This is a genomic window from Nocardia tengchongensis, from assembly GCF_054781395.1.
In genome coordinates this window covers 609,577-624,609 of sequence record NZ_BAAGUM010000006.1, presented here as the reverse complement: position 1 = coordinate 624,609, position 15,033 = coordinate 609,577, and the positions used below count along the sequence as shown (strand labels likewise).

At 67.9% G+C, this 15,033-nt stretch carries 18 protein-coding genes; 7 read left to right on the top strand and 11 right to left on the bottom strand.

Going from position 1 to position 15,033, the window contains the following annotated elements; translation table 11 throughout:
* Positions 1 to 73: 73 nt before the first annotated feature.
* Positions 74 to 364: a hypothetical protein gene (locus ACYVKL_RS13955; RefSeq protein WP_379163090.1), complete on the top strand. Its 291-nt coding sequence runs from the start codon at positions 74 to 76 to the stop codon at positions 362 to 364.
* Between the two features lie 53 nt (positions 365 to 417).
* Here the strand turns inward: ACYVKL_RS13955 and ACYVKL_RS13950 are convergent, their stop codons facing one another.
* Entirely contained in the window at positions 418 to 1,926 is a 1,509-nt protein-coding gene (locus ACYVKL_RS13950) for an aldehyde dehydrogenase family protein (protein ID WP_379163087.1), read from the bottom strand.
* A gap of 128 nt (positions 1,927 to 2,054) precedes the next feature.
* Between ACYVKL_RS13950 and ACYVKL_RS13945 the strand changes: the two genes are divergently transcribed.
* Positions 2,055 to 2,822: an SOS response-associated peptidase gene (locus ACYVKL_RS13945; protein WP_379163084.1), complete on the top strand. Its 768-nt coding sequence runs from the start codon at positions 2,055 to 2,057 to the stop codon at positions 2,820 to 2,822.
* A 26-nt stretch (positions 2,823 to 2,848) separates the two neighbouring features.
* On the opposite strand, the gene ACYVKL_RS13940 is transcribed toward ACYVKL_RS13945, so the two are convergent.
* The 4 genes from ACYVKL_RS13940 to ybaK all read right to left on the bottom strand — a co-directional run bounded on the left by ACYVKL_RS13940 (position 2,849) and on the right by ybaK (position 6,227).
* Positions 2,849 to 3,079: a hypothetical protein gene (locus ACYVKL_RS13940; protein WP_379163081.1), complete on the bottom strand. Its 231-nt coding sequence runs from the start codon at positions 3,077 to 3,079 to the stop codon at positions 2,849 to 2,851.
* A gap of 260 nt (positions 3,080 to 3,339) precedes the next feature.
* Complete coding sequence (locus tag ACYVKL_RS13935) at positions 3,340 to 5,034, bottom strand: MDR family MFS transporter (protein ID WP_379163078.1); 1,695 nt, start codon at positions 5,032 to 5,034, stop codon at positions 3,340 to 3,342.
* Positions 5,031 to 5,579: a MarR family winged helix-turn-helix transcriptional regulator gene (locus tag ACYVKL_RS13930; RefSeq protein WP_379163075.1), complete on the bottom strand. Its 549-nt coding sequence runs from the start codon at positions 5,577 to 5,579 to the stop codon at positions 5,031 to 5,033. The genes ACYVKL_RS13935 and ACYVKL_RS13930 overlap by 4 nt, the downstream gene beginning before the upstream one ends.
* Before the next feature lie 156 nt (positions 5,580 to 5,735).
* Positions 5,736 to 6,227 carry a Cys-tRNA(Pro) deacylase gene (gene ybaK / locus ACYVKL_RS13925; RefSeq protein WP_379163072.1) on the bottom strand — a complete coding sequence of 164 codons (492 nt, stop codon included), beginning with the start codon at positions 6,225 to 6,227 and terminating at the stop codon, positions 5,736 to 5,738.
* A gap of 241 nt (positions 6,228 to 6,468) precedes the next feature.
* Here ybaK and ACYVKL_RS13920 point away from each other — a divergent pair, with 241 nt between their 5' ends.
* Together ACYVKL_RS13920 and rsrA are read left to right on the top strand one after the other, a co-directional pair.
* Complete coding sequence (locus ACYVKL_RS13920; RefSeq protein ID WP_379163069.1) at positions 6,469 to 7,188, top strand: sigma-70 family RNA polymerase sigma factor; 720 nt, start codon at positions 6,469 to 6,471, stop codon at positions 7,186 to 7,188.
* An 8-nt stretch (positions 7,189 to 7,196) separates the two neighbouring features.
* Entirely contained in the window at positions 7,197 to 7,466 is a 270-nt protein-coding gene (rsrA, locus tag ACYVKL_RS13915) for a mycothiol system anti-sigma-R factor (RefSeq protein WP_246598627.1), read from the top strand.
* Between the two features lie 82 nt (positions 7,467 to 7,548).
* Here rsrA and ACYVKL_RS13910 read toward each other — a convergent pair whose 3' ends face one another.
* Complete coding sequence (locus ACYVKL_RS13910) at positions 7,549 to 7,623, bottom strand: 50S ribosomal protein bL37 (protein ID WP_153805149.1); 75 nt, start codon at positions 7,621 to 7,623, stop codon at positions 7,549 to 7,551.
* Positions 7,624 to 7,714: 91 nt separating this feature from the next.
* On the opposite strand from ACYVKL_RS13910, the gene ACYVKL_RS13905 reads away from it, so the two are divergent.
* Both ACYVKL_RS13905 and ACYVKL_RS13900 read left to right on the top strand, forming a co-directional pair.
* The gene (locus ACYVKL_RS13905; protein ID WP_213559751.1) at positions 7,715 to 7,930 is read left to right on the top strand and encodes a biotin/lipoyl-binding carrier protein; all 216 of its coding nucleotides are present in this window, start codon (positions 7,715 to 7,717) and stop codon (positions 7,928 to 7,930) included.
* Between the two features lie 85 nt (positions 7,931 to 8,015).
* A complete protein-coding gene (locus tag ACYVKL_RS13900) occupies positions 8,016 to 9,530 on the top strand; it encodes a sensor histidine kinase (protein WP_357191588.1) in 1,515 nt (504 codons plus the stop codon).
* Positions 9,531 to 9,730: 200 nt separating this feature from the next.
* On the opposite strand, the gene ACYVKL_RS13895 is transcribed toward ACYVKL_RS13900, so the two are convergent.
* Both ACYVKL_RS13895 and ACYVKL_RS13890 read right to left on the bottom strand, forming a co-directional pair.
* Complete coding sequence (locus ACYVKL_RS13895) at positions 9,731 to 9,985, bottom strand: WhiB family transcriptional regulator (protein ID WP_033087439.1); 255 nt, start codon at positions 9,983 to 9,985, stop codon at positions 9,731 to 9,733.
* Between the two features lie 255 nt (positions 9,986 to 10,240).
* Positions 10,241 to 11,179, bottom strand: coding sequence for a diacylglycerol/lipid kinase family protein (locus tag ACYVKL_RS13890; protein ID WP_213559753.1), 939 nt, complete (start codon positions 11,177 to 11,179; stop codon positions 10,241 to 10,243).
* A 141-nt stretch (positions 11,180 to 11,320) separates the two neighbouring features.
* On the opposite strand from ACYVKL_RS13890, the gene ACYVKL_RS13885 reads away from it, so the two are divergent.
* The gene (locus ACYVKL_RS13885) at positions 11,321 to 11,758 is read left to right on the top strand and encodes a hypothetical protein (protein WP_379163064.1); all 438 of its coding nucleotides are present in this window, start codon (positions 11,321 to 11,323) and stop codon (positions 11,756 to 11,758) included.
* A 134-nt stretch (positions 11,759 to 11,892) separates the two neighbouring features.
* Here the strand turns inward: ACYVKL_RS13885 and ACYVKL_RS13880 are convergent, their stop codons facing one another.
* The 3 genes from ACYVKL_RS13880 to ACYVKL_RS13870 are packed head-to-tail and all read right to left on the bottom strand — an operon-like array spanning position 11,893 to position 14,231.
* Positions 11,893 to 12,372, bottom strand: a complete 480-nt coding sequence (locus tag ACYVKL_RS13880) for a GNAT family N-acetyltransferase (RefSeq protein WP_213559754.1) — start codon at positions 12,370 to 12,372, stop codon at positions 11,893 to 11,895.
* Positions 12,369 to 12,986, bottom strand: coding sequence for an acid phosphatase (locus ACYVKL_RS13875; protein WP_379163061.1), 618 nt, complete (start codon positions 12,984 to 12,986; stop codon positions 12,369 to 12,371). The genes ACYVKL_RS13880 and ACYVKL_RS13875 overlap by 4 nt, the downstream gene beginning before the upstream one ends.
* 21 nt (positions 12,987 to 13,007) lie before the next feature.
* Entirely contained in the window at positions 13,008 to 14,231 is a 1,224-nt protein-coding gene (locus tag ACYVKL_RS13870) for an Rv3212 family protein (RefSeq protein ID WP_379163059.1), read from the bottom strand.
* Between the last annotated feature and the right edge of the window lie 802 nt (positions 14,232 to 15,033).

Sequence of the window (15,033 nt, the reverse complement as noted above, 5' to 3'; positions counted from 1 at the left end):
CGGGGCGCACGTCCCGTTCTCGCCCGTACCGCAACCCTCGACGTATACGTATACGAGTACGTATGCTGGGTGGGTGATCGATCCCATCAGCCTCGTAATCGGTGGCGCGCTGGTCGGCGGCGGCTGGCTCGCGGGCCGATTCGGCTCCCGCCGCACCAAGTCCGAGCAGCCCGGTCCGGCGCTCTGCGGCTGCGGCCACGACCTGGCCCTGCACGACCGCGAAGCGGGCCACTGCCACGCCGAGAACTTCCGCAAGACCGGAGCGGGCATCAAAGCCTGGGCGCGCTGCAACTGTCGGCGCTACACCGGCCCGACCCCGCTCGAGGAGTTCTTCGCCGCACCGCCGTTGCCGCCGACCTCCTGACGAACGACGCCGGTCCCCGTGGGGGACCGGCGTTGTCTCAGTGGGCGTTTCGCTTACTTGGCGCGCCCGTGCACCAGCGGCACGATCTTGCGGAGCAGCTTCATGGTGCGGTCGGTGCGGCTGTAGGACAGCAGCGCCATGCCCGGAATCGCGAAGCGCTGCACCGCGATCGAGTGCGGGCGGGCGAACTCCAGCAGGCCCGGGGCGCCGTGGATACGGCCGATGCCGGAGTCGCGGACGCCGCCGAAGGGCAGCCCGGAGATGGCCGCGTAGGACAGCACCGAGTTCACCGAGGTGCAGCCGACCTCCAGGCGGCGGGCGATCTCCATGCCCTGCTTCTTGGAGTAGACCGCCGACCCGAGCCCGTACTTGCTCTTGTTGGTCAGCTCCACGGCCTCGTCCACGCCGCTGACCGTCTTGATGGTGACGGTCGGGCCGAAGGTCTCCTCGCACACCGCGTCCGAGGACTCGTCGGTGTCGACCAGGATGACCGGTTCGATGTAGGGGCCCTTGACCGATTCGGGTCCGCCGAGCACCGCGGTGCCGCCGTTCTTCAGCGCGTCGTCGATGTGCCGGCGCACGATGTCGATCTGGCTCGGCATGGTCATCGGCCCGTAGGAGGCCTTGTCGTCGGAGCCCGGCTTGATGTCGGTGAGGATCCGCTTGACCTCGGCGACGAACTCGGTGGCGATCGACTTGTCCACGTACACGCGCTCGACGCCCGCGCAGGTCTGGCCGGAGTTGGCGGTGGCGCCCCAGGCGACCGCGTCGGCGGCGGCCTTGATGTCGGCGTCGGCGGCCACGATCACCGCGTCCTTGCCGCCGCACTCCAGCAGCACCGGGGTGAGGGTCTCGGCGGCCGAGGCCATGATCTTCTTGCCGGTCGCGGTGGAGCCGGTGAACGCCAGCTTGTCGACGCCGGACTTCACCAGCGCGGCGCCCGTCGCGCCGTAGCCGTTGATGGTGATGAACACCCCATCGGGCAGTTCCGGATTCGCCTCGGCGAACGCCTTGGCCACGAAATTGCCGATGCCGGTGGAGAATTCACTCGGCTTGAAGACCACGCAGTTGCCCGCGGCCAGCGCGTAGGCGATGGAGCCGTTGGGTGTGTAGACCGGGTAGTTCCACGGGCCGATGATGCCGACCACACCGAGGGGGCGGTACTCCAGGTGGGCGGCGAAGTTGGCCATGAACGCGCCGGGCGCGACCTTGCGCGGCTTGAGCACCTTCTCGGCATTGGAGGCGGCCCACTTGATGTGCTCGAGCGCCAGCATCAGTTCGAGGAAGGCGTCGTCGAGGGGCTTGCCGTTCTCGGCCTTGATCAGCTCGCTGAGCTCGTCGGACTTCTCGACCAGCTTGGAGCCCCAGCGCAGGATGTGCTTCTTGCGCTCGGCGTAGCTCAGGGCGCCCCAGGTGGCGGCGGCGCTGCGAGCCTTGGCGACGGCCGCGTGCACGGCCGCCTCATCATCGATCGGGTAGGTGGCGAGGGCCTCGCCGGTGGCAGGGTTGACGGAAGTCAGCGTGTCAGCCTGATCGAGCGGGGCGGCTTCGGTTGCAGTCATGATGTGCGGCGATCCCTTGATGAGAGGTTGATGAGACGAACGTCTCACACCGCCCAAGTGATGTCAATTGCCATCACATCGACCGCGACGCACTGGTGAGTGTCGGGGGGTGATGGCAGCATGGTCGCATGTGCGGTAGATACGCGACCACGACGAATCCCGCGACACTGGCCGCCGAACTCGACGCCATCGACGAGACCGGCGACAAGGGATTCAACCCCAACTACAACGTGGCCCCCACCAACCAGGTGCTCACCATCGTCGAACGCCATGACCGCGACCACCCGGAAGACCCGGCGGCCCTGCGCATCCGGGCCATGCGCTGGGGACTGATCCCGACCTGGACCAAGACCGCCGAGCCCGGCGTCCCGGTGAAGGGCAAACCCCTGTTCAACGCGCGCGCCGACAAGGCCGCCACCACCGCCTCCTTCCGTGACGCGGTGAAGAAGCGCCGCTGCCTGGTCCCCATGGACGGCTGGTACGAGTGGGTCACCGAGGCGGGCGGTTCCGGAAAGGCCGTCAAGCGGCCGTACTTCATGTCCCGCGCCGACGGCGGACGCCTCTATATGGCGGGTCTGTGGTCGGTGTGGCGCGATCGCGACCAGGGTGACGCGGCCCAGCCGCTGCTGTCCTGCACGATCCTGACCACGGATGCGGTCGGCGACCTGACCGAGATCCACGACCGGATGCCGCTGCCCATGCCGCGCGAGCATTGGGCCGCCTGGCTGGACCCGGATCACCCGGCGCCGGAAGCCTTGCTGGAAACACCTGCGGCCGCGACGGTTTCGGACATTCTGATCCGCGAGGTGCCGTCGCTGGTCAACAGCGTCAAGAACAACGGCCCGGAGCTGCTGGGGGCGGTGGACGAACAAGCCGGTCAGATCAGCCTGATCTGACCGGCCCGCAAGTCATTCGGCGACGGCTAACCGCACTTGACGGTCGGCAGGCCGATATTGAGCACGCATTTCAGGGTGTCGGCCATCGAGTCGATCATCTTGCTGACGATCCCGCCACCGAGCTTCTCGGCCTTTTCCGCCTTCTCGTCCTTCTTCGGCTGCGCCCCGCCGCCCGGCGCGCCCGGGTCGGGGAAGCTGGGCCCCTGCTCCGCCACTGCCACCGCCACGGGCGCGGCCGTCGCGGTCACCATGGTCAACGGGCCCGCCGCCAGGGCCAGTGCGAGTACTCCGGCGGCGGCTGTACGACGACAGCGCCTATTCGAATACGTAGGCCGATGGTGAGTCATAAACCGCATCACATCCTCGGGTTCGAATCGGACCTTGCGGACTGCACACGTTCACAACAAGCTCACTGCTCGTTCCCCAGTAACTCACAGAAAACCGCCGGGATAGTGAAAAGGCGGTGCCCCCGCCGCGTCATCGCGTCGGGGGCACCGTGTCTTCGGTTGTCGCCGGGTCAGACCGCGGCGGCCGCCTTCTCGTCCTTCTCGTCCTTGCCGGCGGCCTGGATGCCGCCCGCGGTCCGCAGCGGCACTTCCTTCCAGAACAGCACCAGGATGAAGGCGATCAGCGCCACCACCGTGGCCGCCAGGAACACCCGGTCCATGGACTTGGCGAAGCCCTCCTTGAACGGCTGCGCCAGGGTCGGATCCAGCTTCTGGATGACCGAGCTGTCGTTGAGCACCTGGCCCGCGACCGCCGGATCCTTGGCGACCAGGCCCTTGGCGACCTGCTGGTCGACCGGGTTGTCACTGGTCATGCCGTCCTTGATGGCCTGCACGTAGGCGGGCTGCTGGGCGGCGTGCTCGAGCGAGGTGGTGATGTTCGGGGCGAGCTGGGTGAACAGCACCGACAGGAACACCGCCACACCCAGGGTGCCGCCGATCTGCCGGAAGAATGTCGCCGCGGCGGTGGACACGCCCATGTCCTTGGGCGGCAACGCGTTCTGCAGCGCCAGGGTCAGCGGCTGCATCAGGTTGCCCAGGCCGAAGCCGGTGATGGCCATGAAGATCATCACGATCCACAGCTTGGTGTCGGCCGACACCAGGTGCAGCAGGAACAGGCCCGCGGTCAGCAGTCCCGCGCCGACCGGCGGGAACAGCTTGTACCGTCCGGTCCGCGAGATCAGCTGACCCGCCAGGATCGAGCCGGTCATCATGCCCGCCACCAGCGGCAGCATCAGCAGACCCGCCTTGGTCGGGCTCGCGCCCTGCACCACCTGCAGGTACTGCGGCAGCAGCGTGATGCCACCGAACATGGCCGCGCCGACCACCACCGAGATGAGCACGCCGAGGGCGAAGGTGGAGTTCTTGAACATGCGCAGCGGGATCAGCGCGGCGTCGCCCTGCTTGGCCTCGACGGCGATGAAGCTGACCACACCGATCGCGCCCAGCGCGTAGCAGAGGATGGCATGTCCACTGGTCCAGCCCCATTCGCGGCCCTGCTCGGCGATCACCAGCAGCGGCACCAGGCCGACGATCAGCGCGGAGATGCCCATCCAGTCGATCGGCACCTTGGTGGTGGGACGCTTGGGCAGCTTGAGCACGCGGGTCACCACGGCCAGCGCGATGATGCCGATCGGCACGTTCACCAGGAACACCCAGCGCCAGCCGGTGACGCCGAGGATCTGGTCGGTGCCCGACAGCAGGCCGCCGATGACGGGTCCCACCACGCTGGAGGTGCCGAACACGGCCAGGAAGTAGCCCTGGTAGCGGGCGCGTTCGCGGGGGGAGACGATGTCGCCCATGATGGTCAGCGCCAGCGACATCAGACCGCCCGCGCCCAGGCCCTGGAAGGCGCGGAAGGCGGCCAGCTCGTACATCGAGGTCGCCATCGAACAGGCCAGTGAGCCGGCGATGAAGATGGTGATGGCGGCCAGGTAGAACGGCTTGCGGCCGTACATGTCCGACAGCTTGCCGTAGAGCGGGGTGGCCAGCGTCGAGGTGATCAGGTAGGCGGTGGTGACCCACGCCTGCGCCGAATAGCCTTGCAGCTCATCGGCGATGGTGCGGATGGAGGTCGACACGATGGTCTGATCGAGGGCGGCCAGCAGCATGCCCATCATCAGGCCGCTCATGATCACCAGGATCTGTTTGTGGGTGAAGCCGGCCGAATTGACTTCCGGTTCCGCCGCTTTCGCTTGGGTTGTCACGAATTGCTCTCCGCGGGTTCGTAATAGGAATTCAGGTCTCTATGGGCCGCGATATCGGCCAGCATGCGCTGCCGGGTGTCCTCGTACCCGTCGACGAAGCGGTGCAGCAGGGCGGCGAAACTGTCGCGCTCGGCGGCAGTCCAGTCGGTCAGCATGCTGCGCAGTGAGTCGTTGCGGCGGGCCCGGATCTGGGCGGCCACGGTGCGGCCGGCGTCGGTCACGTCGAGCACGCTGGCGCGGCCGTCGGCCGGGTCGGCGCGGCGTTCGATGAGTCCGCGTTTGACCAGGCTCGCGACCTGGCGGCTGATGGTCGAGGCGTCCGAGTAGAGGTCCTCGGCGAGCGCGCCCGAGCGTTTCGGGCCGCCGTAGATCAGCTGGAACAGGATGCTGAACGCGGCCGGCTCGATCTCGCCCGCGGTGAGGGCGGAGATCTGCGCGTTGGTGCGATCGCGCAGCTTGGTGAGCCGGGCGATCTGATAGGCGATGGCGTCGACAAGGCCGTCGTCGATGTCGGTGGGGGTGGTCGCCGGGTCATCGTCGGTCACGGTCGGTCTCACCTCCTTGCGTCGTGTAATTGCTTGTAGTTGGCAACTAGTTGTACGGCGCAAGTATTCCGATATAGTTGTCACTTGGCAAGGGATTTCCGGAGGTTGTGTCTCCGCTCACGGCCGAAACGGACAATTCGCCCAAGAATCGGCTGGTCAGGACACCGCGACCGACGCGGTCACCGCCCCCGTGAGCCGCACCAGATCCCCCGGAGCCAGCTCGATCTCGAGCCCGCGCTTACCCGCGCTGCACAGCACCCGGTCCCACTCCAGCGCCGAGGCGTCGATGACGGTGGGCAGTCGCTTCTTCTGCCCCAGGGGCGAAATCCCGCCCAGCACATAGCCGGTCGTGCGTTCGGCCTTGGTCTTGTCGGCCATCGCCGCCTTGCCGCCGCCCAGCGCCGCGGCTGCTGCCTTGAGCGACAACGTGGTCGGCACCGGCAGCACCGCCACCGCGAGCCCGCCCGAACCCAGCTCGATCACCAGCGTCTTGAAAATCTGCCCCGCGGTAACCCCGAGCTCCTGCGCCAGCGCGTCCACCGCCTCGGCCCCGTACGAATCACTGCGCGGGTCATGGGCATACGCGTGCACGCGATGCTCCACCTTCGCCTGCACCAATGCCTTGATCGCGGGAGTAGAAGCGGCCATGCGGCCCACCCTAGACACCGTGCGCAAGCGGTTTTCGCGGTGTGGGAACACGGTGAGCGTTCACCCTGTTGCACGCGATACGCGCTTCTCGGCAACCGCCTGGCCCACGGACGAGAAGCACTCGAACCCCATGACCAAGGAGGAGTCGGTGACCGTTCTGCTCGAGGAGCGCCCTGCCGGTTTCCGGGCCGAATCCCTGTTCGCGGTAGATTCAATTGCTACGGCGATCGAAGGGATTAGCGTGACGAGCGACGACGACATGGTCGATCGCCGGCGTGATGACGATGCGGACAGCATCGACGCCGGTGAGGATCAAGCGGTCGACTATGACGAGGTGAGCGAATCCGGCGCCCGGAGCTCCGAATCGCCCACCGAGCTGGCCGCCCGCTTCGAGCGGGATGCCCTGCCGCTGCTGGACCAGCTCTACGGCGCGGCCCTGCGCATGACCCGCAATCCGGCCGACGCCGAGGACCTGGTGCAGGAGACCTTCGCCAAGGCCTACCAGGGCTTCAAGTCCTTCCGCGAAGGCACCAACCTGCGGGCCTGGCTGTACCGCATTCTGACCAACACCTACATCAACTCGTATCGGAAGAAGCAGCGCCAGCCCGCGCAGTATCCGACCGACGAGATCACCGACTGGCAGCTCGCCGCCACGGCCGAGCACACCTCCCAGGGCCTGCGCTCGGCGGAGATGGAGGCTCTCGAGGCGCTGCCGGACGACGACATCAAGACCGCCCTGCAGTCGCTGCCGGAGGAATTCCGGATGGCGGTGTACTACGCCGACGTGGAGGGCTTCCCCTACAAGGAAATCGCCGAGATCATGGGAACTCCCATCGGTACCGTCATGTCCCGTCTGCACCGTGGCCGCAAGCAGCTCAAGGGGCTGCTCGCGGACGTGGCGCGGGAACGTGGATTCAACCGTTCGGGCAGCGATGCGGCGCGCGAGGAGGTCACCCAGTGAGCGACGAGATGGAAGAACTGGACTGCTCGGCGGTACTCGCCGACGTTTGGCTGCTCCTGGACAACGAGTGCGACGAGACCGTCAAGGCGCGCCTGCGTGAGCACATCGACCGTTGCTCGCCGTGTGTCGAGGCCTACGGCCTGGAGGAGAAGCTGAAGTCGCTGCTGAACCGCAAGTGCGGTGGCGACCGTGCGCCCGACTCGCTGCGCCAGCGTCTGACCATGGAGATCCGGACCAGCTACACGGTGGTCGAGACCCGGATCGAACCGGCCGAATAGGACACCCCCGAACAGTTGAGCGGCACCACTTCCCTGGTGGGAAGTGGTGCCGCTCAGCAGTTTTCGAGCTTATCGAAGCAGCTCAGGCGTTCGGCCGCTTGCCGTGGTTGGCGGCATTCTTCTTGCGGCCACGCTTCTTACGTCCACGCTTACCCATAGGTAATCTCCCTTCAGTCGGTCGCCATTCTTTCACGCGGGATCTGCTGTACCTTCAGGGGCTACAGGTCACTCGAAAGCGAGAGGTGTTCATGGCTGAGGAAGTGCTGGCCGAGATGGTGTCGACCGTGCAGGAGATCCTGGTCTCCGTGGGCGACGAAGTGAAGGCCGACGATCCCGTGGTCATGCTCGAGTCGATGAAGATGGAGATCCCGGTCATCGTGGAAGGCCCCGGCACCGTGGCCTCGATCAACGTCAAGCCCGGCGACGTCCTGCAGCCCGGCGACCTGATCGCCGTCATCTCCTGAGCCGAGGTCCCGGCCGCTCCTGACGCATCCTTGCCGTGTCGCGTGGGAACATACACGCGACGTGGGAACAGAGGAGTGTGGGTGAATGTCGACCCTGAGTGAGCTACTGGCCGAGCACACCGATTTGCCGGGCGCGGCGGTCGACCATTTGCAGCGGGTGGTGGGGGACTGGCAGCTACTGGCGGATCTGTCCTTCGCGGATCTGCTGCTCTGGGTCGGGACCGGACCGGTGGCCGACGGCGCGGAGGTGGTGTGCGTGGCCCAGTGCCGGCCCACCACCGCCCCCACCGTGCATCCGGAGGATCTGGTCGGCAGCTATGCCACCAAAGAGGCGAATCCGCATGTGTTCGAAGCCCTGCTGAACGCCGATATCCAGCGTTTCGAGGCGGACAGCGCCCTGACCGGGGTGTATCACCCGCATCCTGTGCACGCCATGCGCGAGGCGATCCCGGTGCGGGTCGGCGACCACATCATCGCCGTGCTCGGCCGCGATACCGACACCCAGCGCCGCAAGATGCGGTCCAGCCTCGAGATCGCCTACATGTCCTGCGCCGACGACCTGTGCCAGATGGTCGCGGACGGCACCTGGCCGGCGCTCGAGGACCGCACCGGCTCGCATTCCAGCCCGCGCGCGGGCGACGGTTTCATCCGCCTCGACACCGAGGGCACCGTCGTCTACGCCAGCCCCAACGCGCTGTCGGCCTATCACCGCATGGGATTGCAGAACGATCTGGTCGGCCAGGATCTGGCGCTGACCACCCGCTCACTGATCACCGATCCGTTCGACGCGCAGGAGGTGGTCGGCGACATCCAGGCGGCCCTGGCCGGAAAGGGCGGGCGCCGAATGGAAGTCGAGGCGCGCGGCGCGACGGTGCTGCTGCGCACCCTGGTGCTGCGCCCGCACGGCGAACTCGGCGGCGCGGCGGTGCTGGTCCGCGACGTGACCGAGGTGAAGCGCCGGGACCGCGCCCTGCTGTCCAAGGACGCGACCATCCGCGAGATCCACCACCGGGTGAAGAACAACCTGCAGACGGTGGCCGCGCTGCTGCGCCTGCAGGCCCGCCGCACCGAGAACGAGGAGGCCCGCCTGGCGTTGACCGAATCGGTCCGCCGGGTCACCTCGATCGCCTCGGTGCACGAAATGTTGTCCATGTCGGTTGACGAAGAGGTCGATCTGGACGAGGTGGTGGACCGGCTGCTGCCGATCATGGCCGACGTGGCGACCGTGCACACCGCCCGGATCAAGGTGCGCCGCGCCGGTTCGCTGGGCGTCTTCTCCGCCGAACGCGCGACGCCGCTGGTCATGGTGCTGACCGAGCTGGTGCAGAACGCCATCGAGCACGCCTTCGACGCGGGTGAGAACGGTACGGTCACAATCCGTTCCGAGCGTTCGGCCCGCTGGCTCGACGTCATCATCAGCGACGACGGCCGCGGCCTGCCCGACGGATTCAGCCTGGAGGCCTCCGACCGGCTGGGCCTGCAAATTGTCCGCACACTGGTCACGGCGGAATTGGGCGGCTCGATCGGACTTCACCCCGGAGCCGATGTGGGAACGGACGCGGTGCTGCGAGTTCCGCTCGGCCGGCGCTCCGCCCGCTGACCGAAATATGTTGCCTCACGCATAAGTTCGGGCGGAGTGAAAAACCTGCGCCCGAACTTTCGTTCGAAAAGTGGGAATCCCGTTGATCGAGAATTCCCCTCTTTACACACTGAAGCCCGGCACCTGTGTTGGTGCCGGGCCGAATTGCGTTGCGGCCCCTAGGCTGGGTGGGCCGTAACGCCTATGTCGTCTAGCTGCAGTCAGACGACGCTGCGGGTGCGCGTGCGCGCGTTGCGACGCTTCAGCGCGCGACGCTCGTCTTCGCTCATTCCACCCCACACGCCGGCGTCCTGGCCCGACTTCAGGGCCCAGGAGAGGCAATCGGCGGTGACAGGGCAGCGAGCGCAGACCAGCTTGGCATCGGCAATCTGCGCGAGCGCCGGACCACTGTTACCCACCGGGAAGAACAGCTCGGGGTCCTCATCGCGACAGATGGCCTTGTGGCGCCAGTCCATTCCTCTGCTCCTTTGCTAGGGCGCGCACGGCGCTGCCCCTTAGGTTTGTGGTCCGTTCACTTGTGCGACTCGAATGTTTCCGCACGGTTGCTTGTGAATGCTTTCACGAACACCGTAGATGTCAATAGATACCTGGTGCACCGTGGGGAAGCTCACGCTGTAAGACCCCTACATGGGGGTCCGCCGTGTCATTTGTACTCGGTCGAGCGGGTTTTCGCAGCGCAACAACGAGTTTTCTCAGGTGTGTCGAACCGGCTAGGGCTTCGGCGCGACCACATCGAGGATATCCGGGACGGCTGTGAAATTCACCATGTTGCGTCGACCGATGAAGTCGCCGTCGATTTGCAACCCGATCGGTTCTTCCGCTGTGACGGTTACGCCCGGAACGTCGTCCTCGCGAAACAATGTGTGGCCCTTGGGTTCCGCACCGGCCGACAGCAACTGCCGCGCGACCATCAGGGTGGGCAGAACACCCATGGTGCGCATGGCAAACACCCCGAGACCGGATTCGAAGGTGGTGCCCGGGTTGGTGATGACGGGCGTGTTGTCGAGATATGTCCAGGGACTCGCGTTGGTCACGAATGCGTAATGCACGTTCGTGACCGGTTCGTGACCTGGAATGTCCAAGGTCACTTGCGGGGCACGACGTTTGGCGCGGAAGAACTGCTGGACCGTGGTGCGCAGATAGCGAGCGGGCGTGGCGGACTTGCCCTTCGCGCGTTTGGCGTCGATGACCTCGCACACATCCGCGTCCAGACCCACACCCGCGCTGAAGCAGAACCAGCGATCGTCGGCCACGCCCAGGCCGATGCGGCGGTCCGCGCTGTCGGCCAGCAGATCGATGAGCTGATTGGCGGCGGTCACCGGATCCGGCTCGATGCCCAGCGAGCGCGCGAACACATTCGCCGAACCGCCCGGAATGATCCCCAGCCGCGGCAGCCACTCCCGGCGCGGCTGCCCGGGCAGCGGGAGGAATCCGTTGATGGTCTCGTTCACGGTGCCGTCGCCGCCGTGCACCACGATCAGATCCATCCGGCTGTCGGCGGCCCAGGCGGCCAACTCGGCGGCGTGCCCCCGCCGCTCGGTCTGGCGCACGGTGAGTTCGGTGCGGCTTTCCAGCGCGTGGGCGAGCAGATCGCGAGTGGACCGGGTGGTCGAGGTGGCATTGGGGTTCACGATCAGCAACGTCCGCACGTGACGCAGCCTACTGAGGTCCGCCGCGACACGGATGCCCGAGTCGGTTGACGCGAGGGCTCGAGGTGGTCCAGCGGGCCGGTGAATGCGGGTGGGCGGGTCCGGGATTCGTCAACGACGCTCGGTCGTAGGCTGGGGGTCGTGGCTGAGCAGAACCAGGGCGAGAACAAGTCGGCGGGCGACACGGGGGCCGTGCCCACCACGGTGCGCGTGGCGGGTGCGCTGGTCGCGCTCGAAGGCGCGGCCGGACTGGTCGCGATGGTCGTGCTGATCATCGTCGGGCTGGACGGGGCGGCGCAGAGCGCGAAGAACAGCTATCTCACCGCCGGGTACGCGGCGATCCTCGGCAGCATGGTGCTGGCCGCCGGCATCACCCTGATGCGCGGCAAGCGGTGGGGCCGCGCACTGGCCACGCTGACGCAGTTGCTGCTGCTGGGCGTCGCCTACTACATGTTCACCTCGGGGCGTCCGGAGTTCGGGACGCCGCTGGGACTGCTCGCGCTGGGCACCCTGGGCGCGCTGTTCGCGCCCGCCTCGACCAGGTGGATGGCCGAGGGTTACGGCTCGACCGAGGAGTAGCCGCCGGACTGCGCCGGGCCGTTCCGATGGCTCAGTGGCGCGTGAACCGATTTTTGGACGCTTGCCCACCAACTTGGGGTGAGCGAGCGCTTTCCAACGGATCTGTGGCGCCGCCGAGCGCCGGGCGCGGATCCTCAGTCGTCGGCGTGCGTGGCGAGCCGCGCCAGCGGCGCCCCGGACAGCCGGTACCCGGTCCACTCGTGCTGGTGCTCGGCTCCGATGGCCTGGTAGAAGTCGATGCTCGGGGTGTTCCAGGTGAGCACCGACCAGTCCATCCGGGCGTAGCCTTGCTCGACCGCCTCGCGGGCCAGCGTCGCGAGCAGGCTCTTGCCCAGCCCGTGACCGCGCGCCTCCGGCTTGACGTAGAGATCCTCCAGGTAGATCCCGTGCACGCCCTTCCAGGTGGAGTAGTTCAGGAACCAGATCGCGCAACCGACCACGCCCTGATCGCTCTCGGCCACGTGGGCGTACAGCGCCGGGTTCGGACCGAACAGCGCGGTCTCGAGCTGCTCCTCGGTGAGCGTGCACTCGTCGGGGGCCTTCTCGTAGTCGGCCAGGTCGTGGACGAGTCCCACCAGTGCGGGAACGTCGGCGGGTGTGGCGCGGCGGATCATGCGGGAGCCCCTTCCATCGGGTCTAGCGGCGCGACCAGGTTGTGCGCGAGCACGGTGCGCGCGTCGTGATCGTGTCCCAGCACGGTAACCGCGGCCGTGGACAGGAAGAATCGCCGGCCCTCGACCACCTCGAACTCGGCCCAGCGCGCGATCAGGGCGCGGGAGAAATGGCCGTGCCCGACCAGCACCACGTCGCGGGTGGCGAGTTCGGGGATGACGGTGGCCAGCACGTGGTCGGCGCGTTTGCGGACATGCTCGGCGGATTCGCCCTCGGGCACAGCGCCGGTCCAGATGGTCCAGCCGGGCGACATCCGCTGGATCTCGGGGGCGGTCAGCCCCTCGTATGCGCCGTAGTCCCACTCCGCCAGATCGTCGTCGACGATGACGCCGGTCAGCCCGGCCAGTTCGGCGGTGCGCAGGGCGCGCTGCCGGGGACTGCTGAGTACCAAGGGATTCGACAGGTCCAAGCCGCGCAGCAGTGTTCCGGCGGACCGGGCCTGGGCCTCACCGATCTCGGTGAGCGGTATGTCGGTGCGCCCGGTGTGGCGGCGCGCGGCCGACCAGGCCGTCTCCCCGTGTCGCAGCACTATCAGCCGGAATTCGCCACCGCTCATGAATTGATCATGCCGGAACGGTCAGGAATGTGCGCCGACGCCGTATACCTGGGTGCCCCGGCGCTCCAGGAACGTCGTGCCCGACACTCCGAGCGAAATGGGTTCGCCGTGATAGTCGCTGCGCTGCAGCGGGATTCGGGAGAGCTGGGCGCCGGTGGCGGGATCCAGGATGGCCAGCCCGTCCGGGACCGGGGCGATCAGCTGGCCGGACATCAGTGCGGCGGTGCCGAGCACATTGTGGGTGCCCCACAGCGGGTCCAGGGTGGTCAGATTCAGCGCGACCAGGGCCTCACCGGTGTAGACGAAGAACCCGGTCGACAGGCGCGCGACCATGGCGGTCTGGGTGAACGCCGGCATCTGGTGCGTGGCAACCATATTGCCGTTCACGTCGTAGAGCGCGAGAACCGGTGTGGTGGAAGCCGTCCCGGGTAGGTAGAGCGCGATCCTGGTGTCGGACACCGCGATCACCCGGGCCCCGTCCACCGCGCCGCCCGGCTCGTTGAGCACGTGCGAGCTGTATTCCTCCGGCGTGGTGCCGTCCTTCGGCGCCGGATTCAGGATGGACAGCCGATCGGCGGCCTCGTTGGGGCAGCGTTCCAGCACCGCCACCCGGCTCGGCGCCGACGCCGCCGACAGCAGGTCGCAGCCGCTGCGCGGCTGGGTGTGCGGATTCACCGGGGCGTCCACGTAGCCGTATTCGAGGGTGCGGACCATGTCCGAACGCCACAGCTCGAGCCGCCGCGGCCCCTGCGCCAGCATGTAGGTGCTGTCGGGGGTGAGGGTCACGTGGTTGTCCATGTAACTGGACCGGGCCGCCACCCGAGCGCCGTTCTCGACATTGAGCAGCGTGGTCTGGCTGCACCCGCGCTGATCCTTGTAGGTGGCGATGACCGTCCCGAATTGGACCTCGGCCGCGCACAGCGGCAGGTCCCGCTCGTAGGTCCACACCTGTTCGCCGGTGCGCGGATCCCGCCCGGACACCGTGCCGCCGTCCGCGGTCACGGCGACCCCGCCCACCACCAGCGACCGTTCCGCCGCCCCGTCCGGCGCGTGCCACAGCTCGGAGACCTGCGACGGCACCGGGTCGGTGGACACCGGGGCGGGGAGGGTGCGGGTGGCGGTGGCGGCGTGGGTACCGCGAACACCGCTGGTCAGCACCACGACCACTGTCGCGATCGCCACCAGAGCGGCGATCGCGACAGCAGTGAGAATATCGGCGCGCGTCCGCCGCTCCGGTGCGAGCACGACAGCGAGAGTAACCGATCCGAGCGGCTAGGCCGAGGCCGCGACCGCGGTGTCGGCCACCGTGATGGCGCCCTCCGCCGCGGAATCGGCCTTCTTGCGCCGCGTCCGCTTGACCGGAGCCGCCTCGGAACCGCTTGCCGCGGCACCCGGCTCGACCGCTTCGGCCTCGGTCTTCGCGGCCGCCTTCACGGCCTTGCGAACCCGCTTCTTCGGCGCCTCGGCCTCGGCCACGATCTCGCCCTGCGCCGCGGCGGCCTTGGCCTTCGCGGCGCCGACCTTGCCCTTGGCGGGCTCGGCCGTACCGTTGGCGGACCCCGCCTCGGTGTCGGTGGCCGCGGTCACGGCCTTGCGAGTCCGCTTGGCCGGGGCCTTCTTCGGAGCCTCGGCCGGCTCGGCGGCGGCGTCGCCACCGGCCTCGACGACGGCTGCGGTTGCGGCCTTCCGGGTCCGCTTGGCCGGAGCCTTCTTCGGAGCCTCGGCGGACTCCTCGGCGACCGTCGCGACGGCGGCCTTGGCGCGGCTCGCCCGCTTCTTCGGCGCAGCCATCGCGGCCTCGCCCGAATCGGTCACGACCGCAGCCGATTCCACCGGGGCGGTCTCGGCCACGACCGCGGCCGCCTCCGATCCGGTGGCGGAATCTGCTGCGCCGGTGCCGGATTCGGCCACGGCCTTGGTCCGGCGGGTGCGCTTCTTGGGCGCTTCGGCGGCGGGAGCCTCGGCGGACACGGTCGCGTCGGCCGGGGCGGCCTCCACGCTCTCCGTGACGGTGACTTCGGCAGCCTTGCTGCGACGGGTCCGCTTG